Here is a 15,061-nt window from a genome sequence, read left to right as displayed (position 1 = left end):
AGTATGGGTTTTCTGTAAAAAAAGGCATGGAGAGGAATTTAGTACAAATGGAAAAAATAGTGAAGCTGCGTGGCTTTTATCTCTTTTTAGGACTGGCAGGCGGCTCATTTGGCTCTTATTTAACACTGTTGCTGGTCAACAATGGACTCGACGCTGGACAGGTCGGTATACTGATGGCTACAGGGACGCTGATTGCTTTATGTATCCAGCCGATGTGGGGCATTATCTCCGATCGGTATAATCAGACCCGCTTGGTGCTTATCCTAAGTGTGGCTGTGCCGGCATTGCTGGCTGTCTTTTACCGCTCTGAATATTTCCTGGTGCTGCTGCTGGTCTTCACGATCTCAACAATCTTCTCGTCTACACAGGCCCCTATCGCTGATTCTTACGCCATAGCAGCAGCGAAGAAGGCTGGTTCGACTTACGGCAGCATTCGGCTTATGCTCAGCCTTGGAGCGGCTGTGGGGTCCTTTGGCGGTGGCTGGTACGTATCGACCTTCTCTGTATCCACGATATGGATGCCCTTTCTCTTCTTCAATCTGTTGGCAGTGGTCATAGCGTTGACATTACCGAAGCAGGCGGAAGAGAATCATATGATGAGCCAGTCCTTCAGCCAGGGTGTGAAACAGTTGCTGGGTAATCGGATCTTTCTAGCCTTTTTGGGCGGGAGCTTTCTCGTGAACCAGACGATGACGGCCTTCGGTACGTATTTTGTACTCGCTTTTCAGTCTGTAGGAGGTTCCACCCGTTACGCCGGCATTGCGCTGTTCATTGCATCCGTGACTAACGTGCCCTCTATGCTGTACGCCTCCAAGGTCATCAAAAAGCTGGGCAGGGAACGTACATTACTGCTCGGAGCAGTCATTTATGTGCTGCGTTGGGGAATTCAGTTTGCCTTCCCTTATCCGTCAGTGATGATTGGAGTACAGGTGCTGCACGGGCTATCTTTCGGATTCTTTTATATTGCTGCGGTCGAATACGTCTCTCAGATCACTTCCTCTGAGATGCAGGCTACTGGGCAAAGCATATTTAATATGGTTTTCTCCGGCTTTGCGGGGATCATGGGGAATTTACTGAACGGCTTCCTGTTTAAACAAGGGGGCGTAGGGGCTATGAATCTGTCCTGTATGCTGAGTGCCATCGCGGGAGCAGTCCTGCTGCTGTATGTGGCCAGAAGCTCCCAGCGCAAACTACCTTTACATTTGCCTTCAAAAGGAATTGGCATCTAGAGACTTTTCAGTGCTAACAAGCAGAAAGGAGCATTTCCTTTATGGAATCACGTGATCTGGGCCTGCCCAGTCGTTGGTTCGCGAGTACCTTTCGCGTCCGATATCAGGAAAGCGATCAAATGGGTGTGGTCTATCATGCCAACTATTTAAATTGGTTTGAAAGCGGCCGTACGGAGATGTTTCGCCAGTTAGGCTTCACCTACCGTGGGCTGGAGAGCAAGGGAATACTGCTTCCTGTTACCGCTGCAGATTTGCAATTTAAAAGTCCGGCGAGATATGATGATCGTATCGCCATTTATGCGCGATTGACTACTTTTACTGCGCTGAGAGTTGTATACGAGTATGAAGTACGGCTGCTTTCGCAGGAAGAGGATCACGGGAATGAAAGCTCTTCGAGTACTGAAGAGCAGGAGAGTCTGCCTAATCCGCTTCATCCTTCGGGAAAGCTTCTTGTCAACGGTTCTACAAGCCATGTCTGGTTGAATAAGGATTGGAGACCGACGAGGTTGGATAGAGCTTTGCCGGAACTGTTTCAGGCAATAACAGGAGTGCTGCGGCAAGAAGGGAGTTCAGTATGATTAGAAGCAAGTGGCTTTGGGCTGCGTTATTTATTGTCCCGGCCGTGGAATTATTAGGGTTTATATATGTAGCAGGTTATCTAGGAGCACCCAAAACGTTGCTGCTGGTGATAGGCACCTCAATTATCGGCTTTTTGATGATGCGTTTCGAGGGCAAGAAGGTGCTGCAGGATAGTAGAACGCATATGCAGGAGGGCCGGGTTCCTGGCCGGATGATGCTGGACGGGTTATGTGTTTTTTTCGGCGGCTTATTGTTGATTCTGCCCGGATTCGTCACCGATATTATCGGCTTCACCCTGGTGTTTCCATTGACAAGGCCAGTGTACCGTGGATTTCTTTTGAAATGGATCGAGAAAAAAATGAAGAATGGCACCTTCACCTTTTACCGGCGCTAAATGGTATGAAATACAGTTTAATAGTTTATTTGAAAAAAACATCCCCATTAACTGTGCTATAGCAGTTAATGGGGATGTTGCTGCAAATTGAGATTATCCCCCTAAGTTGCCATCGTTTAGCGTTCATCACTTTACGCTCGCTTTAGCTCAGTGCAATCTGCCGCTGACAATATAGCTGTGCAGAGCCCGGAATACACCCGCGCGGTTAAATGCATTAAGAATCACGAGACAAACGGGGCCAAGAATTAGACCCAACATGCCGAACAGCTGCAGCCCGGCGAACATTCCGATCAGCATGGCAAGCGGGTCCAGTCCAATGCTGCTGGCGAGCACCTTTGGCTCCAGCACCTGCCGGGTGATGAGAATAACCGCATACAGTACCGACAATCCTACACCTAACCCCAGATTGCCTGTCATGTAAGAATAGAGTGACCAGGGCAGCATAACGATGCCCACACCGAGATAGGGCAGCAAATCAACAAAGCCGATCATCAGTCCGAGTGCTAATGCGGATTTTACACCGAGTAGCAGCAGACCGATACTGACAATTACCGCTGTGATCGAAATGAGGATTACTTGTGCCCTGAGATAGCCGAAGAGTGCTTTGCGCAGATCCCTCCAGATATCCGACACCGGCTTCAGAAGCGGTGTGGGCAGCAAGCCCGTCCATTTGTCGTTATGCCGTTCCCAGCCTGTGCTAAGAAAGAATGCAGCCAGCACGACCACAATTAGAATGGTGCCCATGCTGGGCAGTGCGGAGATCAGCTTCAGAATCACATTGAAGAAACCGGTAACTAACTGGGTTACGGCATAACCTACTGTTTCTGTAGTTCTGCTGATATTACTGTCAATTGTGGCATGGTAACCGGGATTTTCGTGGTAGAACTGATTGATTTGGTTAATAATATTCTGAATGCTGGCATTCCGGCTCCAGGACAACAGCAGCCCCCGCCATTGCTCGGTATGGAGATTAAAGGTCTGCAGCAGTACAATCAGTTCTTTCACAAGCCGAGTGATCAGAGCGGTCAGCACCAGTGCAGTTCCGCCAATGTAGAACAGCAGCGATAGGGACACTGCCAGCCAGGCCGGCAGTTTAAAACCTTTGAGAATTAGCACGAGCGGGTGCATGATGTAAGCGAGCAGCCAAGCGAGCAGTAGGGGGTATAACAGCGGCAGAAGTACATAAAGCGCCAGCAGTAAAGAAATGGTGGCTAGCACGACCCACAGGCCGCGCAGAAGCCTTTTTAAGACCAATCGGTCCATGCTGCTGCCTCCTCAGATCCATTAATCTATTTTTACTTACAGGAATAAAAGCTCGTCTTATGTATATTCATAGATCATATTTAAAGACTATGAAACAAGAGGAAAGCCGTTAAGGAGCATTTTCTATACACTGAAAGCGCAGTCATGAATCAGAAGTGCGGATTTTTTTTTCTATCTCTCCGATAAAATCATTTGATGCGCTACAAAGCTTCCACGTTGTTCACATAACCGTCAAAATCCGGTATGATGATTAAAGCTTCTAATTCCGAAAGTAAAGCTGCATCCTGGAAGGTTTATCGTCGCTCATTCAAATACTTGCAATACTTAGAGTTGTAAATGTTTTCATGAATGTAAGGAATGGCTTTAAATATTGTGTGCAAAGGAGAGATCTACTTATGACAGCAACCAAAGGCCTTGAAGGTATCGTTGCAACAACTTCCTCCATCAGCTCTATTGTTGACGGTGTGCTAACTTACCGGGGTTTTGATATCGATGATCTCGCAGAGAATGCCACTTTCGAAGAAACCGCTTATTTGCTTTGGTTCGGCAAGCTGCCGACAGCACCTGAGCTACAGGCGTTGCAACGGGATCTCAACAAGTTCGCTCCAATTCCGGAGCAGCTGATTGCCCAAATGAAATTGTATCCGAAAGAATCCAATACGATGGCTGCGTTGCGGTCTGCTGTATCAAGTCTTGCTCTTTATGATGCAGAGGCAGAAGATATGAGTCTTGCGGCGAATGAAGTCAAGGCAGTGAAACTGCAAGCTCAAATTCCGACGATTGTAGCGGCGTTGGCCCGTATCCGCAAGGGCTTGGAGCCGGTGGCTCCAAAGGAGAGCGCTTCCATTGCCGAAAACTTCCTCTACATGTTATGGGGAAAGCAGCCTGATCTCGTGTCCGTGAAGGCGCTTGATACTGCGCTCGTGCTGCATGCCGACCACGAATTGAATGCATCTACCTTTGCCGGACGGGTAACGGTTGCTACATTATCTGATATTTATTCTGGTGTAACCTCCGCGATTGGCGCACTCAAAGGTCCGTTGCATGGTGGTGCCAATGAGGCTGTAATGAAGATGCTCGAGGAAATCGGAAGTCTGGAAGCCGTTGAGCCTTATGTCCGCGCGAAGCTGGAACGCCGTGAGAAGATCATGGGTTTCGGTCACCGTGTATATAAGAATGGCGATCCTCGTGCGAAACATCTGATGAAGATGTCGCTGGAACTGGGCACAATGAAGAATGATACCACGCTTTATGATATGTCCGTGAAGATTGAAGAGATGATTACTGGGCAAAAAGGTTTGAAGCCGAACGTTGATTTCTATTCAGCTTCCGTATATACGCAGCTGGGTATCGACAGAGAGTTGTTCACGCCGATTTTTGCCATCAGCCGGGCTTCAGGGTGGACTGCACATATTTTGGAACAATATGAGGATAACCGTCTCATTCGTCCGCGTGCAGAATACACGGGTCTTGTAGAACAAAAATATAACCCGATTGACGAACGATAATAGAGTGGCCTTGCAGGCCACTTCTCTAATTTAGTAGAATTAAGCTGTACAGAACTTAAGATAATGCACATACTAACAAAACTTTTAGGAGGAACACACACAGATGGTGAAATTCGATAAGTATGATCTGCCGACAGAAGGCGACACAATTACAATAGTAGATGGTAAGCTACAGGTTCCTGATCGTCCGATCATTCCTTTTATCGAGGGTGACGGTACTGGCCGTGACATTTGGAAAGCCTCCAAACGGGTTCTAGACGCTGCAGTTGCCAAGGCATACGGTGGCACTAAACAAATTGCTTGGTACGAAGTATTTGCCGGCCAGAAGGCTTTTGATACGTATGGTGAATGGTTGCCGAACGATACTCTGGAAGCAATCCGTGAATATTTTGTTGCGATTAAAGGTCCACTGACCACGCCAATCGGGGGCGGTATTCGTTCCCTGAATGTGGCGCTGCGTCAGGAACTTGATTTATATGTATGTCTGCGTCCAGTACGTTATTTTGATGGTGTACCTTCTCCGGTTAAACGTCCTGAATTGGTTGATATGGTTATTTTCCGTGAGAATACTGAAGATATCTATGCCGGAATTGAATATCAAGAAGGAACTGCTGAAGTTAAGAAATTGATTGATTTCCTGCAGAATGAAATGGGAGTCAACAAAATCCGCTTCCCGGAAACATCTGGTATTGGAATCAAACCCGTATCCAAAGACGGCTCGAAACGTCTGGTGCGTGCGGCAATTGTCTACGCCATCAAGCACGGACGCAAGAGTGTTACCATTGTGCATAAGGGCAATATCATGAAGTACACCGAAGGGGCCTTCAAGAACTGGGGCTACGAAGTGGCTGAAGAGGAATTTGCGGATAAGGTCTTCACTTGGAATCAATATGACGTGATCAAAGATCGTGAGGGTGAAGCTGCTGCGAACGCTGCCCAAACCGAAGCGGTTGCGGCTGGCAAAATCATTATCAAGGATGCTATTGCTGATATTGCTCTGCAGCAGGTGCTTACACGCCCAACGGATTTCGACGTTATCGCTACGTTGAACCTGAACGGGGACTATTTGTCTGATGCATTGGCTGCACAAATCGGCGGCATTGGTATCGCACCAGGAGCGAACATTAACTATATGACCGGGCATGCTATTTTTGAAGCAACGCATGGTACGGCTCCGAAATATGCGGATAAAGATGTAGTGAATCCAGGTTCTGTTATTTTGTCAGGCGTAATGCTGCTTGAGCATTTGGGCTGGCAGGAAGCGGCTGATCTCATCTACAAAGGTATGAGCACTGCAATTAATAATAAGACTGTAACCTATGATTTTGCCCGTCAAATGGAAGGTGCAACCGAATTAAAATGTTCGGCCTTTGCTGACGAAGTCATCAACCATCTGTAATCAAGAAGTTTATGCTTACAAAACTTAAAGCGTATGCTTACGAAGTAATTTTGTACGAAGTTGTTCAATGAAGTTTATGCTTACAAAATCTTAGGAGGGCAATTCGTGGCCATCAAACGTTATAAAATTACAGTCGTGGGCGCTGGTTTTACCGGCGCTACCACGGCCCTTATGCTAGCTCAGAAGGAACTGGGTAATGTTGTTCTGCTTGATATTCCGCAATTGGAGAATCCAACTAAGGGCAAAGCGCTGGACATGCAGGAAGCCGGTCCTGTGCAAAAGTTCGATAGTCAGATTACAGGAACATCGAGTTATGAAGATGCTGCTGATTCGGATATCGTCATCATTACAGCAGGTATAGCCCGTAAGCCGGGAATGAGCCGTGATGATCTCGTCAACACCAATGCAGGTATTGTGAAATCAGTATGTGAGAACGTTAAACGTGTAGCTCCTGAATCCATTGTGATTATTCTGAGCAACCCCGTAGATGCGATGACTTATGCTGCTTATCATGCGCTGGGCTTTCCGAAGAATCGTGTAATTGGACAGTCAGGTGTGCTTGATACAGCTCGTTATTGTACCTTTATTGCGCAAGAGCTTAACGTCTCTGTTGAAGATGTGCGTGGTTTTGTACTTGGCGGCCATGGTGACGATATGGTTCCACTTGTACGCTATTCCAGTGTTGGCGGCATTCCGATCGATACTTTGATTTCTCCGGAACGAATCGCTGAAATTGTGCAACGAACACGTGTGGGCGGCGGCGAAATCGTCAGCTTGCTAGGCAACGGCAGCGCTTATTATGCGCCTGCGGCTTCCCTGGTACAGATGACGGAAGCCATCCTGAAGGACAAGAAGCGGATTATTCCGGTTATTGCCCTGCTTGAAGGCGAATATGGCTATGACGGCTTGTTCATGGGCGTTCCGGCCCTGCTCGGCGCGAATGGCATTGAGAAAATATTTGAACTGGAGCTTACCGCTGAAGAGAAGGCGGCTCTGGATAAGTCAGCTGACTCCGTACGCGCCGTAACGGCTGCAGTAACACTCTAAATTTAGGGTCTCATCGAAGAAAAGGATATCCAAAGTCCATGATTAATGGCTAGGATATCCTTTTTTCTTTTCTTAATTCCCAGAAATGGGTTATACTTAAATGTAACTAATATCACAGAAAACATTGGAGGAGTTATGGTATGGAGAAAGTCTTCTTTTTACTACATATGATTGGGACATTGGCGTTGGGGTTCTATCTTGTACTGCCCTTTATTCTCAGCCGTGCTGAGAAGCTCTCCGTACCGGCCAGAGAAGGTACGCTCAGCGCAGTAGGCGGATTTAACCGTTTTGCTCAATACGGACTGGTCATTCAACTGCTTACGGGTGGCTACATGATGACCCAAGGTGATTATTCCGTACCGTGGATGATCATTGTTGTCCTGCTGTTGTTAGCGATGTTCGCTCTTGGTGGAATTATCAGTAAGCCGCTACGTCTTGCCGCTGTTGGCATGCGCGAGAATCGTGATGTCTCTAGCGAGACTGGCAAGATTCGGACCTTAAGTGCGCTGCTGGCAGTCGCTTTGGTCGTGATGGTGTTCTTCATGGTGTATAGACATATTATTTAATAGTAGTTGTAGACGAAGCTTGTTAGGCCCGCTCTCCGTTATGTGGAGAGCGGGCTTTTACAACAGGCCTTCCAGTTCGAACATATTATTTTTCTCAAAATCAGCAGTAATCTGGGGCGGTAATAATGTCCGTACTTGTTCTTTGGTACACCATTTGTAGTCTACGTGCTCTCTGGACAAGCGAACGGTATTTTGTAAACTTTTACATAAGTATGTAAGAATAATAACCTGTCTTGCCGGATCTGACATAAACGCGGCTGCATATAAAATCTTCCCGACAGTAACCGTAAGTCCCGTTTCCTCAACAATTTCCCGGATTAGAGCGACTTCCAGTTCTTCTCCGAATTCAATCTTTCCTCCAGCACACTCCCAAGTTCCAGCGCCGACATAATCGTCTGCAGCACGCTGCACGAGCAGCATTTTACCTTCAAACAGGATAACTCCCTTGACAGCGACAACGATGTTATGGCTATTTTTTATCATGAATTTTTGCTCCCCTTTGGTCTAAATCAAATCCTACACTAATTATAATTCATACCGTGATCAATAAACCTACTGTTTAATTTTCGTGATACCGTGGTAAAAACATATTGTAAGAATGGTATAAACCAAGCCCCTTAAGCCATCCTAAGACGATTCGGCTAATATCCAATTGCAAAGCGAAAGGAGACAGGGATTTTGTCAAGTAGCAATCAAACACAGAAGACCTTACCCCCACAGGAGCAGAACCAGCAGCCCGGGATTGAAAGTAAAATGGACCCGCGGCCTAAATACGAGCCGGCGAATTATAAAGCAGCGGGTAAGCTGCTGGGTAAGGTTGCCCTCATTACGGGAGGCGACAGCGGAATCGGACGAGCCGTGGCGGTTCTTTTTGCCAAGGAAGGTGCAGATGTAGTTATATCTTATCTCAATGAGCATTCCGATGCGGAGGAGACCAAACGGCAGGTTGAGCAGGAGGGACGGAAATGCGTCCTAATCGCTGGAGATATCGGTGTCGAAGCTTTTTGTCAGGATCTCATTAACCAAACGGTAAAAGGCCTCGGTAAGTTGGATATTCTCATCAACAATGCAGCCGAGCAGCATCCGCAGGATAAAATTGAGGATATTACCGCCGAACAGCTGGAGCGTACGTTCCGGACGAATATTTTTGCCATGTTCTATTTGACCAAAGCTGCGATGCCCCATCTGAAGGAAGGTTCTACAATCATCAATACGACTTCTATTACGGCCTACCGGGGCAGCCCGCAGCTGTTGGACTATTCGTCCACGAAGGGGGCAATTCTCAGCTTTACACGTTCGTTGTCCACGAATCTGGCGGATAAAGGCATACGTGTCAACGCAGTCGCCCCAGGGCCAATCTGGACGCCGCTGATCCCTTCAACCTTTGATGCCCAAAAGGTCAGTGAGTTCGGTTCAACACAACCGATGAAACGTCCTGGACAACCAGAGGAGCTGGCACCGGCATACGTATATTTAGCTTCTGACGATTCGACCTATGTGACTGGGCAGGTTATGCATGTGAACGGCGGGGAAATCGTAAACGGATAAATAATTTTAAGCTCTGAACCTGGCATGTGATGCGGGCTCGGGGCTTTTTTGTGCTTCTAAAGCGAGTGATTTTCGTCTGAACTCTATTAATAGATGTTTCTAAGAGGAATATTATGTTAGTATGATATTCATATTCTATAGTTAATTCAAATAATAATTTAATATTGTGTTGTCACTAGGGGGGCCGCAAGGCTGAGACGGAGAAACAAGTTCCGGACCCTTTGAACCTGATCTGGGTTATACCAGCGGAGGGAAGTGGAGAACGAATGACTGTAACCAGGCCCTTATCAGCCTTATTCACTTGCAGATTCCGACTGCCTTCCTTCTGGGGGGCGGTTTTTTTGTGTTTTCTGAGCAATAAAGCACTCTACTATTTAACGAAAGAAGGGTCAGGTATGGCACAAGGCGAGATTCATGTAATTTCGGATGGCAAGCTCCCTTTGAGGCAATTCATTGAAAAAATAATAGTGCTGCATCCTTTGGCAGATTATATCCATTTACGAGAAAAGCATCTATCCGCCGGTGAACTATTGGCTGCAGGAGAGCAACTGCTTGAGGCAGGTATCCCTGCTCCTAAGCTGATTATTAATGACCGCATCGATGTTGCAGTGGCATTGGGCGCTGGCGGTGTGCAGCTGGCCTGGCATAGTCTGAAACCTGCTGCCGCTAGAGCACTGGGACCCCATCTGCGTCTGGGAAGCTCGGTTCACTCCCCGGAGGAGGCATCTGAAGCGGCCCTGCAGGGAGCGGATTATTGCTTGTTCGGCCATGTATATCCATCGACCAGCAAGCCGGGACAACAAGAACGTGGGTTGGAGCTATTGGCAGATGTTGTGCGGTATAGTTCCATTCCGGTGATTGCCATAGGCGGAATCAAGCCTAACAATGTGGTCAGAGTGATGGAGCAGGGGGTTGCGGGTGTAGCGGTAATGTCCGGGATTTGCGGCGCCGAAGACCCTTTAACTGCTATGAATGCCTATCGCACAGCGATGCAAAGGAGGTGAAGGATGAATGAAACTGCTTATCAACGGAACAGTGAGTGAATATTCCGAAGACTGTAGAACCATAGACGAGTTACTTAACCGTTCCGAATGGTCTGGACGTCTGATTATTGTCGAGTTAAACGGAGGGATAATCAGCAAGGAAGATTACGGAAATGTTTGTCTGGCCGATGGGGACCGCATTGAATTGGTCCATTTCGTAGGGGGTGGTTGAGGGCCAACAATCGGCGCGATGGTTGGCGCTATCTCAACATTTGGGGTTTGATCTAGTGAACCGGACTGAGAGGTCCCTATTTGCTCGGAATCAGGTGATTTGGGAATTTGACGGACACCAGAGACGTTATTGACTCAATTTCTTCCCAAAAGAAGCTGTTTTTGTTTCAATAGCGTCTTCTGAGTCCGATTCCCGTTCCGAACCCCCCTCAAAGGAAAAATAGAGGCTACACAGTCCGTCAGATTTGATCTGCAACTCTGCAGGTTTGATATGTTTATCTCATTAGATCGTTCGTTCGAATTTGATCGTAAGTAATTAGAATTTAATTCAGGAGGCTGAGTTCATGTTTGATCCTTTAGTCATTGGCGATACCGTCTTATCCAGTCGGCTGTTCATTGGAACCGGCAAATATAGCCGCAATACACTTATTCCCGAGGTGATTACCTGTTCCGGTGCAGAGGTAATTACAGTTGCACTTCGCCGGGTTGACCCTGCTGGAGGCACAGAAAATATTATGAATCATATTCCAGCCCACATGAAGCTCTTACCCAATACCTCTGGTGCGCGTACGGCCGAGGAAGCGGTACGTATTGCCCGGCTGGCAAGGGCAGCCGGGCTTGGGAATTGGGTCAAGATTGAAGTCATCAATGACCAGAAATATTTGCTGCCAGATAATCTGGAGACGATCCGGGCTACTGAAATTCTCGCAGCTGAGGGCTTTATTGTCCTGCCTTATATGAGTCCTGACCTTTCAGTCGCTTTGCGGCTGCGGGATGTTGGTGCCGCAGCCGTGATGCCGCTTGGGTCGCCCATCGGTACCAACCGTGGGCTTAGAACCAAAGAATTGCTGCGCATCCTTATTGAAGAGGTGAACCTTCCTATTATCGTAGATGCAGGTATCGGCAGGCCTTCTGAAGCGGCGGAAGCCATGGAGATGGGGGCAGCGGCAGTGCTGCTGAATACAGCCATCGCAACAGCGCGTGATCCGCTGGGAATGGCGGAAGCTTTTCGTGAGGCTGTATCCGCAGGTCGTAAGGCATATCTGGCAGGCCTGGGTCCTGTTGAAGAAAGAGCAGCAGCGTCTTCACCGTTAACCGGATTTTTGGGCTGATCGAATCAAACGGTACCTAGGAAATGGGGGATAAGGATGAGCTTTTATGAAACGTTGACTACGTTAGAGAAATATCCATATGAGGAGTTATGGAAGCGATACACCGAGGTAGATGTAAAGCGGGTACTTCAAAAAGAACGGATGGATGAAGGGGACTTACTGGTGCTGCTCTCTCCGGCTGGTGGGACTTATCTGGAGGAGATGGCGGGTAAAGCGCAGCGGATTACCCGTTCGCATTTCGGACAGGCAATTCAACTGTTTACTCCAATGTATCTGGCCGATTTCTGCGTCAATCACTGCACCTATTGCAGTTTTAGCTCTATATATGACTTTCCACGCAAGAAGCTATCGATGGATGAAGTCAAGCGGGAAGCGGAGATGATTGCAGCTACGGGCATACGTCATATTCTGATCCTTACTGGAGAATCCCGCAGAGAGAATCCCGTTTCCTACATCAAGGAATGTGTAGAGGTGCTGCGTCAGTATTTCACTTCGATCAGTATTGAGATCAACCCGCTTACTACCGCTGAATACAAGGAATTGCTGCAAGCGGGCGTGGACGGCCTCACGCTTTTTCAGGAAGTGTATCATCAAGATACCTATAAAGAGCTGCATGTTAAGGGGCCCAAGAGAAACTATCGCAACAGATTGGATGCTCCAGAACGAGGCTGTCAGGCCGGATTCCGTTCCGTGAATATTGGTGCCCTGCTGGGGATGCACGATTGGCGGAAGGAGGCTTTCATGACGGCTATGCATGCCCGGTATTTGCAGAACAGCTATCCTGAATGCGAAATCAGCTTGTCGCCCCCACGCTTTCGGCCCTATCTGGGAGAGTTTAATCCAGAGAGTGACGTAACCGACCGTGCGCTGGTGCAGATTATTTTGGCCTACCGTCTGTTTCTGCCCCGCTCAGGAATCACCCTTTCGACAAGAGAGCCTGCTGTTCTTCGTGATCAACTAATTCATCTGGGCATTACCAAAATGTCGGCTGGGGTATCGACTGAGGTAGGCGGACATACGAACGAAGGTGGAACTCCACAGTTTGAGATTTCTGATGGACGTAGTGTTCAAGAAATTACAGACATGTTGTATGCGAACCAATTGCAACCCGTATTCAAGGATTGGGATATACTCACAATGCCCGCCAGCCTTTCTATCTGAGGAGACAAAGGGTCAGGAAAGCTCTTCTGAAGTATGTGAGATCATTCTAAAATGAGAATGTTACAATCTAAGATTATGGTGGTATACTCGTCTTACTTTAAGCAGGAGAGAGGACTACCAGTGAAACTTAGACTTCCTTTTTTATACTTTTCAGGAAAACGAACAATTGTATTATGGATATTTATGTGTGCTGTATTTCTGCTGATTCACACAGAGTCAGCATCTGCATCTGCATCTATAGTGAAAGTTCAAGAGCAGGGCTTTAGCCTCAAGCTTGATTCCTACCTAACGATTATAAAGGACAAAGATAAGAACAAGGACGTATACGATATTTTAAAGGTTGTAGAGAGCGGTGCCAATGGACCCCATACAGACCCAAAGACAAACTTCGGGCGGACGGACAGCGTCTATTGGGGTTATGTTGAAATCGTCAATGATTCGGACAACGAAGTAACAACGGTCTACGAAATTGCCGGCAGAAATGAACATGTTGAGCTATTTATTGAGAACGCAGCCGGAGATTTCACACGAAAGATTGCAGGGACCGAATATCCGTATAAGCAAAGCGGCTTGAAATACAGGAATATCGCCTATGAGATCAAGCTGCTTCCACATGAGAGCAAGAAGGTCATCCTGAGAAATGCGTCATTGCTGGTAAGATTCCCGGTAACATTGTGGGATCAGGACAGCTATATCGCAAAAAACACAAGAGATGCTCTCCTGCTAGGCATCACCTATGGAATTTTCCTGATTATGTTTGTGTATAACTTATTTCTGCTGCTGTTCCTAAAAGAGATAACTTACCTCTATTACATTTTGCTGGTGTTGAGTAGCTGGTTTTTCTTCATGGTCATTAATGGTACGGCGTTCAAATATATTTGGCCAGCTCAGCCATTTTGGGAAACGAGAAGTTATATGTTTTTTAACATGGTAATGATGGTGTGCTTGTTTCTATTCATCCGCAGCTTTCTGGAAACCCGGAAATATGCGCCGAAACTGGATGGGCTGATCTCACTATGGATTGCCTATTGCTGTATCGGGGTTGCTGCCTCGTTGGGATTGGACTTCGTCACCAGTAGAACGTTGCTGCCGTTTATAAATTTCCCTAGTTTAGTTTTTGCAGTGTCGATCGGTGTTCTAATGCTTCGCAAGCAAGGGAGATTTGCAGCTTCGTATCTGTTTTCCTTTATCCCTTCTTTTATAGGGGCAATGTTTTATTTGCTCAAGCAGTTTGGGATTTTACCTTTTAATGCAATCACGGAATATTCACTGCAGATTGGTTTCACCTTGCAAATAGCCTTCGTGTCCATTGCCTTGGCGAATAAGATCAATATGCTGAAAAGCCGACTTATCGTGGTGGAGCAGTCGGCGCTGCAATCCCAGAAAGACCTCACACACCAGTTGAGCGAGAAGGTGAAAGAGCGGACGAGTGAACTGGAGATTGCAAACGCAGAGCTGGAGAAATTGTCTCGCTTGGACAGTCTTACCTCTTTATATAACCGGAGATATCTGGATCAAGTTCTTCAGGAGGAGCTGCAGCAGCATATAGCTGAACAGGCGGATTTATCGGTGTTGATTTGCGATATCGATTATTTCAAGAATTATAACGATACTTATGGTCATGTGGCGGGTGACTGGTGTATTCGTCAGGTTGCAGAAGCTATAAGTGAAAATTGTGGAAGCGATGGAGTTGTCGCAAGATTTGGTGGTGAGGAGTTCGTAGTTATTTTACCCCGCACAGATGAGAAAGGCGCAGCTGTCTTTGGGAAGGCTATTCGCCAAAGCGTGACGGATCTTCAACTGCCGCATACGGCTTCTGTTAAGCAAACCGTATCTATCAGCATCGGTATTGCCAGCGGAATTCCTGCGTCCGGTATCACCGGAAATGAAGTGCTGACACTGGCTGATGGAGCTTTATATATAAGTAAAGCTAAGGGTAGAGATCGGGTAACTTTAATTCCTTCACTCACCGGCAAGGACAAGACTGTACAAATTCAGTAGTAGTTCAACTTTAAAGTAAACCCTTTCATACGAGGCTCAA

General features: G+C 47.2%; 15 protein-coding genes and 1 riboswitch. Of the genes, 13 read left to right on the top strand and 2 right to left on the bottom strand.

Features of this window, described 5'->3' with window-relative positions; translation table 11 throughout:
* The first annotated feature begins 26 nt into the window (after positions 1-26).
* The 3 genes from GJB61_RS08155 to GJB61_RS08145 are packed head-to-tail and all read left to right on the top strand — an operon-like array spanning position 27 to position 2,202.
* The gene (locus GJB61_RS08155; RefSeq protein WP_229521530.1) at positions 27-1,229 is read left to right on the top strand and encodes an MFS transporter; all 1,203 of its coding nucleotides are present in this window, start codon (positions 27-29) and stop codon (positions 1,227-1,229) included.
* A 41-nt stretch (positions 1,230-1,270) separates the two neighbouring features.
* A complete protein-coding gene (locus tag GJB61_RS08150; RefSeq protein ID WP_154117961.1) occupies positions 1,271-1,807 on the top strand; it encodes an acyl-CoA thioesterase in 537 nt (178 codons plus the stop codon).
* A complete protein-coding gene (locus GJB61_RS08145) occupies positions 1,804-2,202 on the top strand; it encodes an FxsA family protein (protein ID WP_154117960.1) in 399 nt (132 codons plus the stop codon). Before GJB61_RS08150 ends, GJB61_RS08145 begins: the two co-directional genes overlap by 4 nt.
* A gap of 147 nt (positions 2,203-2,349) precedes the next feature.
* Here GJB61_RS08145 and ytvI read toward each other — a convergent pair whose 3' ends face one another.
* Positions 2,350-3,465, bottom strand: coding sequence for a sporulation integral membrane protein YtvI (gene ytvI, locus GJB61_RS08140; protein ID WP_154117959.1), 1,116 nt, complete (start codon positions 3,463-3,465; stop codon positions 2,350-2,352).
* Between the two features lie 395 nt (positions 3,466-3,860).
* On the opposite strand from ytvI, the gene GJB61_RS08135 reads away from it, so the two are divergent.
* From GJB61_RS08135 to GJB61_RS08120, 4 genes are all read left to right on the top strand, one after another.
* Positions 3,861-4,973 carry a citrate/2-methylcitrate synthase gene (locus GJB61_RS08135; RefSeq protein WP_154117958.1) on the top strand — a complete coding sequence of 371 codons (1,113 nt, stop codon included), beginning with the start codon at positions 3,861-3,863 and terminating at the stop codon, positions 4,971-4,973.
* 103 nt (positions 4,974-5,076) lie between these two features.
* Positions 5,077-6,372, top strand: a complete 1,296-nt coding sequence (icd, locus tag GJB61_RS08130) for an NADP-dependent isocitrate dehydrogenase (protein WP_154117957.1) — start codon at positions 5,077-5,079, stop codon at positions 6,370-6,372.
* Positions 6,373-6,477: 105 nt separating this feature from the next.
* Positions 6,478-7,419, top strand: coding sequence for a malate dehydrogenase (mdh, locus tag GJB61_RS08125; RefSeq protein WP_338115707.1), 942 nt, complete (start codon positions 6,478-6,480; stop codon positions 7,417-7,419).
* A 140-nt stretch (positions 7,420-7,559) separates the two neighbouring features.
* Positions 7,560-7,985, top strand: a complete 426-nt coding sequence (locus GJB61_RS08120; protein ID WP_154117955.1) for a hypothetical protein — start codon at positions 7,560-7,562, stop codon at positions 7,983-7,985.
* A 57-nt stretch (positions 7,986-8,042) separates the two neighbouring features.
* Here the strand turns inward: GJB61_RS08120 and GJB61_RS08115 are convergent, their stop codons facing one another.
* Positions 8,043-8,468: an NUDIX hydrolase gene (locus tag GJB61_RS08115; RefSeq protein WP_154117954.1), complete on the bottom strand. Its 426-nt coding sequence runs from the start codon at positions 8,466-8,468 to the stop codon at positions 8,043-8,045.
* Positions 8,469-8,663: 195 nt separating this feature from the next.
* Here GJB61_RS08115 and GJB61_RS08110 point away from each other — a divergent pair, with 195 nt between their 5' ends.
* From GJB61_RS08110 to GJB61_RS08085, 6 genes are all read left to right on the top strand, one after another.
* Positions 8,664-9,533 carry an SDR family oxidoreductase gene (locus GJB61_RS08110; RefSeq protein ID WP_154117953.1) on the top strand — a complete coding sequence of 290 codons (870 nt, stop codon included), beginning with the start codon at positions 8,664-8,666 and terminating at the stop codon, positions 9,531-9,533.
* Between the two features lie 167 nt (positions 9,534-9,700).
* Positions 9,701-9,804: riboswitch (TPP riboswitch) on the top strand.
* Between the two features lie 124 nt (positions 9,805-9,928).
* Complete coding sequence (locus GJB61_RS08105; protein WP_154118186.1) at positions 9,929-10,537, top strand: thiamine phosphate synthase; 609 nt, start codon at positions 9,929-9,931, stop codon at positions 10,535-10,537.
* Positions 10,538-10,544: 7 nt separating this feature from the next.
* Positions 10,545-10,748, top strand: a complete 204-nt coding sequence (gene thiS, locus GJB61_RS08100) for a sulfur carrier protein ThiS (RefSeq protein WP_154117952.1) — start codon at positions 10,545-10,547, stop codon at positions 10,746-10,748.
* Between the two features lie 343 nt (positions 10,749-11,091).
* Positions 11,092-11,859 (top strand): thiazole synthase, encoded by a 768-nt coding sequence (locus GJB61_RS08095; RefSeq protein WP_154117951.1) that lies wholly within the window; start codon positions 11,092-11,094, stop codon positions 11,857-11,859.
* A gap of 36 nt (positions 11,860-11,895) precedes the next feature.
* Entirely contained in the window at positions 11,896-13,020 is a 1,125-nt protein-coding gene (thiH, locus tag GJB61_RS08090) for a 2-iminoacetate synthase ThiH (protein WP_154117950.1), read from the top strand.
* Between the two features lie 183 nt (positions 13,021-13,203).
* A complete protein-coding gene (locus tag GJB61_RS08085) occupies positions 13,204-15,021 on the top strand; it encodes a sensor domain-containing diguanylate cyclase (protein WP_195724274.1) in 1,818 nt (605 codons plus the stop codon).
* The last annotated feature ends 40 nt before the right edge of the window (positions 15,022-15,061 follow it).

It is taken from the genome of Paenibacillus monticola (assembly GCF_009664975.1).
Classification (GTDB): Bacteria; Bacillota; Bacilli; order Paenibacillales; family Paenibacillaceae; genus Paenibacillus_AQ; species Paenibacillus_AQ monticola.
Note: the sequence above shows the minus strand (reverse complement) of the source record. Positions and strands in the feature narration are given on the sequence as shown.

Coding starts and splice junctions, on each gene's coding strand:
- GJB61_RS08155 (WP_229521530.1), top strand. CDS start 27: ATGGAGAGGAATTTAGTACAAATGGAAAAAATAGTGAAGCTGCGTGGC.
- GJB61_RS08150 (WP_154117961.1), top strand. CDS start 1,271: ATGGAATCACGTGATCTGGGCCTGCCCAGTCGTTGGTTCGCGAGTACC.
- GJB61_RS08145 (WP_154117960.1), top strand. CDS start 1,804: ATGATTAGAAGCAAGTGGCTTTGGGCTGCGTTATTTATTGTCCCGGCC.
- ytvI (WP_154117959.1), bottom strand. CDS start 3,465: ATGGACCGATTGGTCTTAAAAAGGCTTCTGCGCGGCCTGTGGGTCGTG.
- GJB61_RS08135 (WP_154117958.1), top strand. CDS start 3,861: ATGACAGCAACCAAAGGCCTTGAAGGTATCGTTGCAACAACTTCCTCC.
- icd (WP_154117957.1), top strand. CDS start 5,077: ATGGTGAAATTCGATAAGTATGATCTGCCGACAGAAGGCGACACAATT.
- GJB61_RS08120 (WP_154117955.1), top strand. CDS start 7,560: ATGGAGAAAGTCTTCTTTTTACTACATATGATTGGGACATTGGCGTTG.
- GJB61_RS08115 (WP_154117954.1), bottom strand. CDS start 8,468: ATGATAAAAAATAGCCATAACATCGTTGTCGCTGTCAAGGGAGTTATC.
- GJB61_RS08105 (WP_154118186.1), top strand. CDS start 9,929: ATGGCACAAGGCGAGATTCATGTAATTTCGGATGGCAAGCTCCCTTTG.
- thiS (WP_154117952.1), top strand. CDS start 10,545: ATGAAACTGCTTATCAACGGAACAGTGAGTGAATATTCCGAAGACTGT.
- GJB61_RS08095 (WP_154117951.1), top strand. CDS start 11,092: ATGTTTGATCCTTTAGTCATTGGCGATACCGTCTTATCCAGTCGGCTG.
- thiH (WP_154117950.1), top strand. CDS start 11,896: ATGAGCTTTTATGAAACGTTGACTACGTTAGAGAAATATCCATATGAG.
- GJB61_RS08085 (WP_195724274.1), top strand. CDS start 13,204: ATGTGTGCTGTATTTCTGCTGATTCACACAGAGTCAGCATCTGCATCT.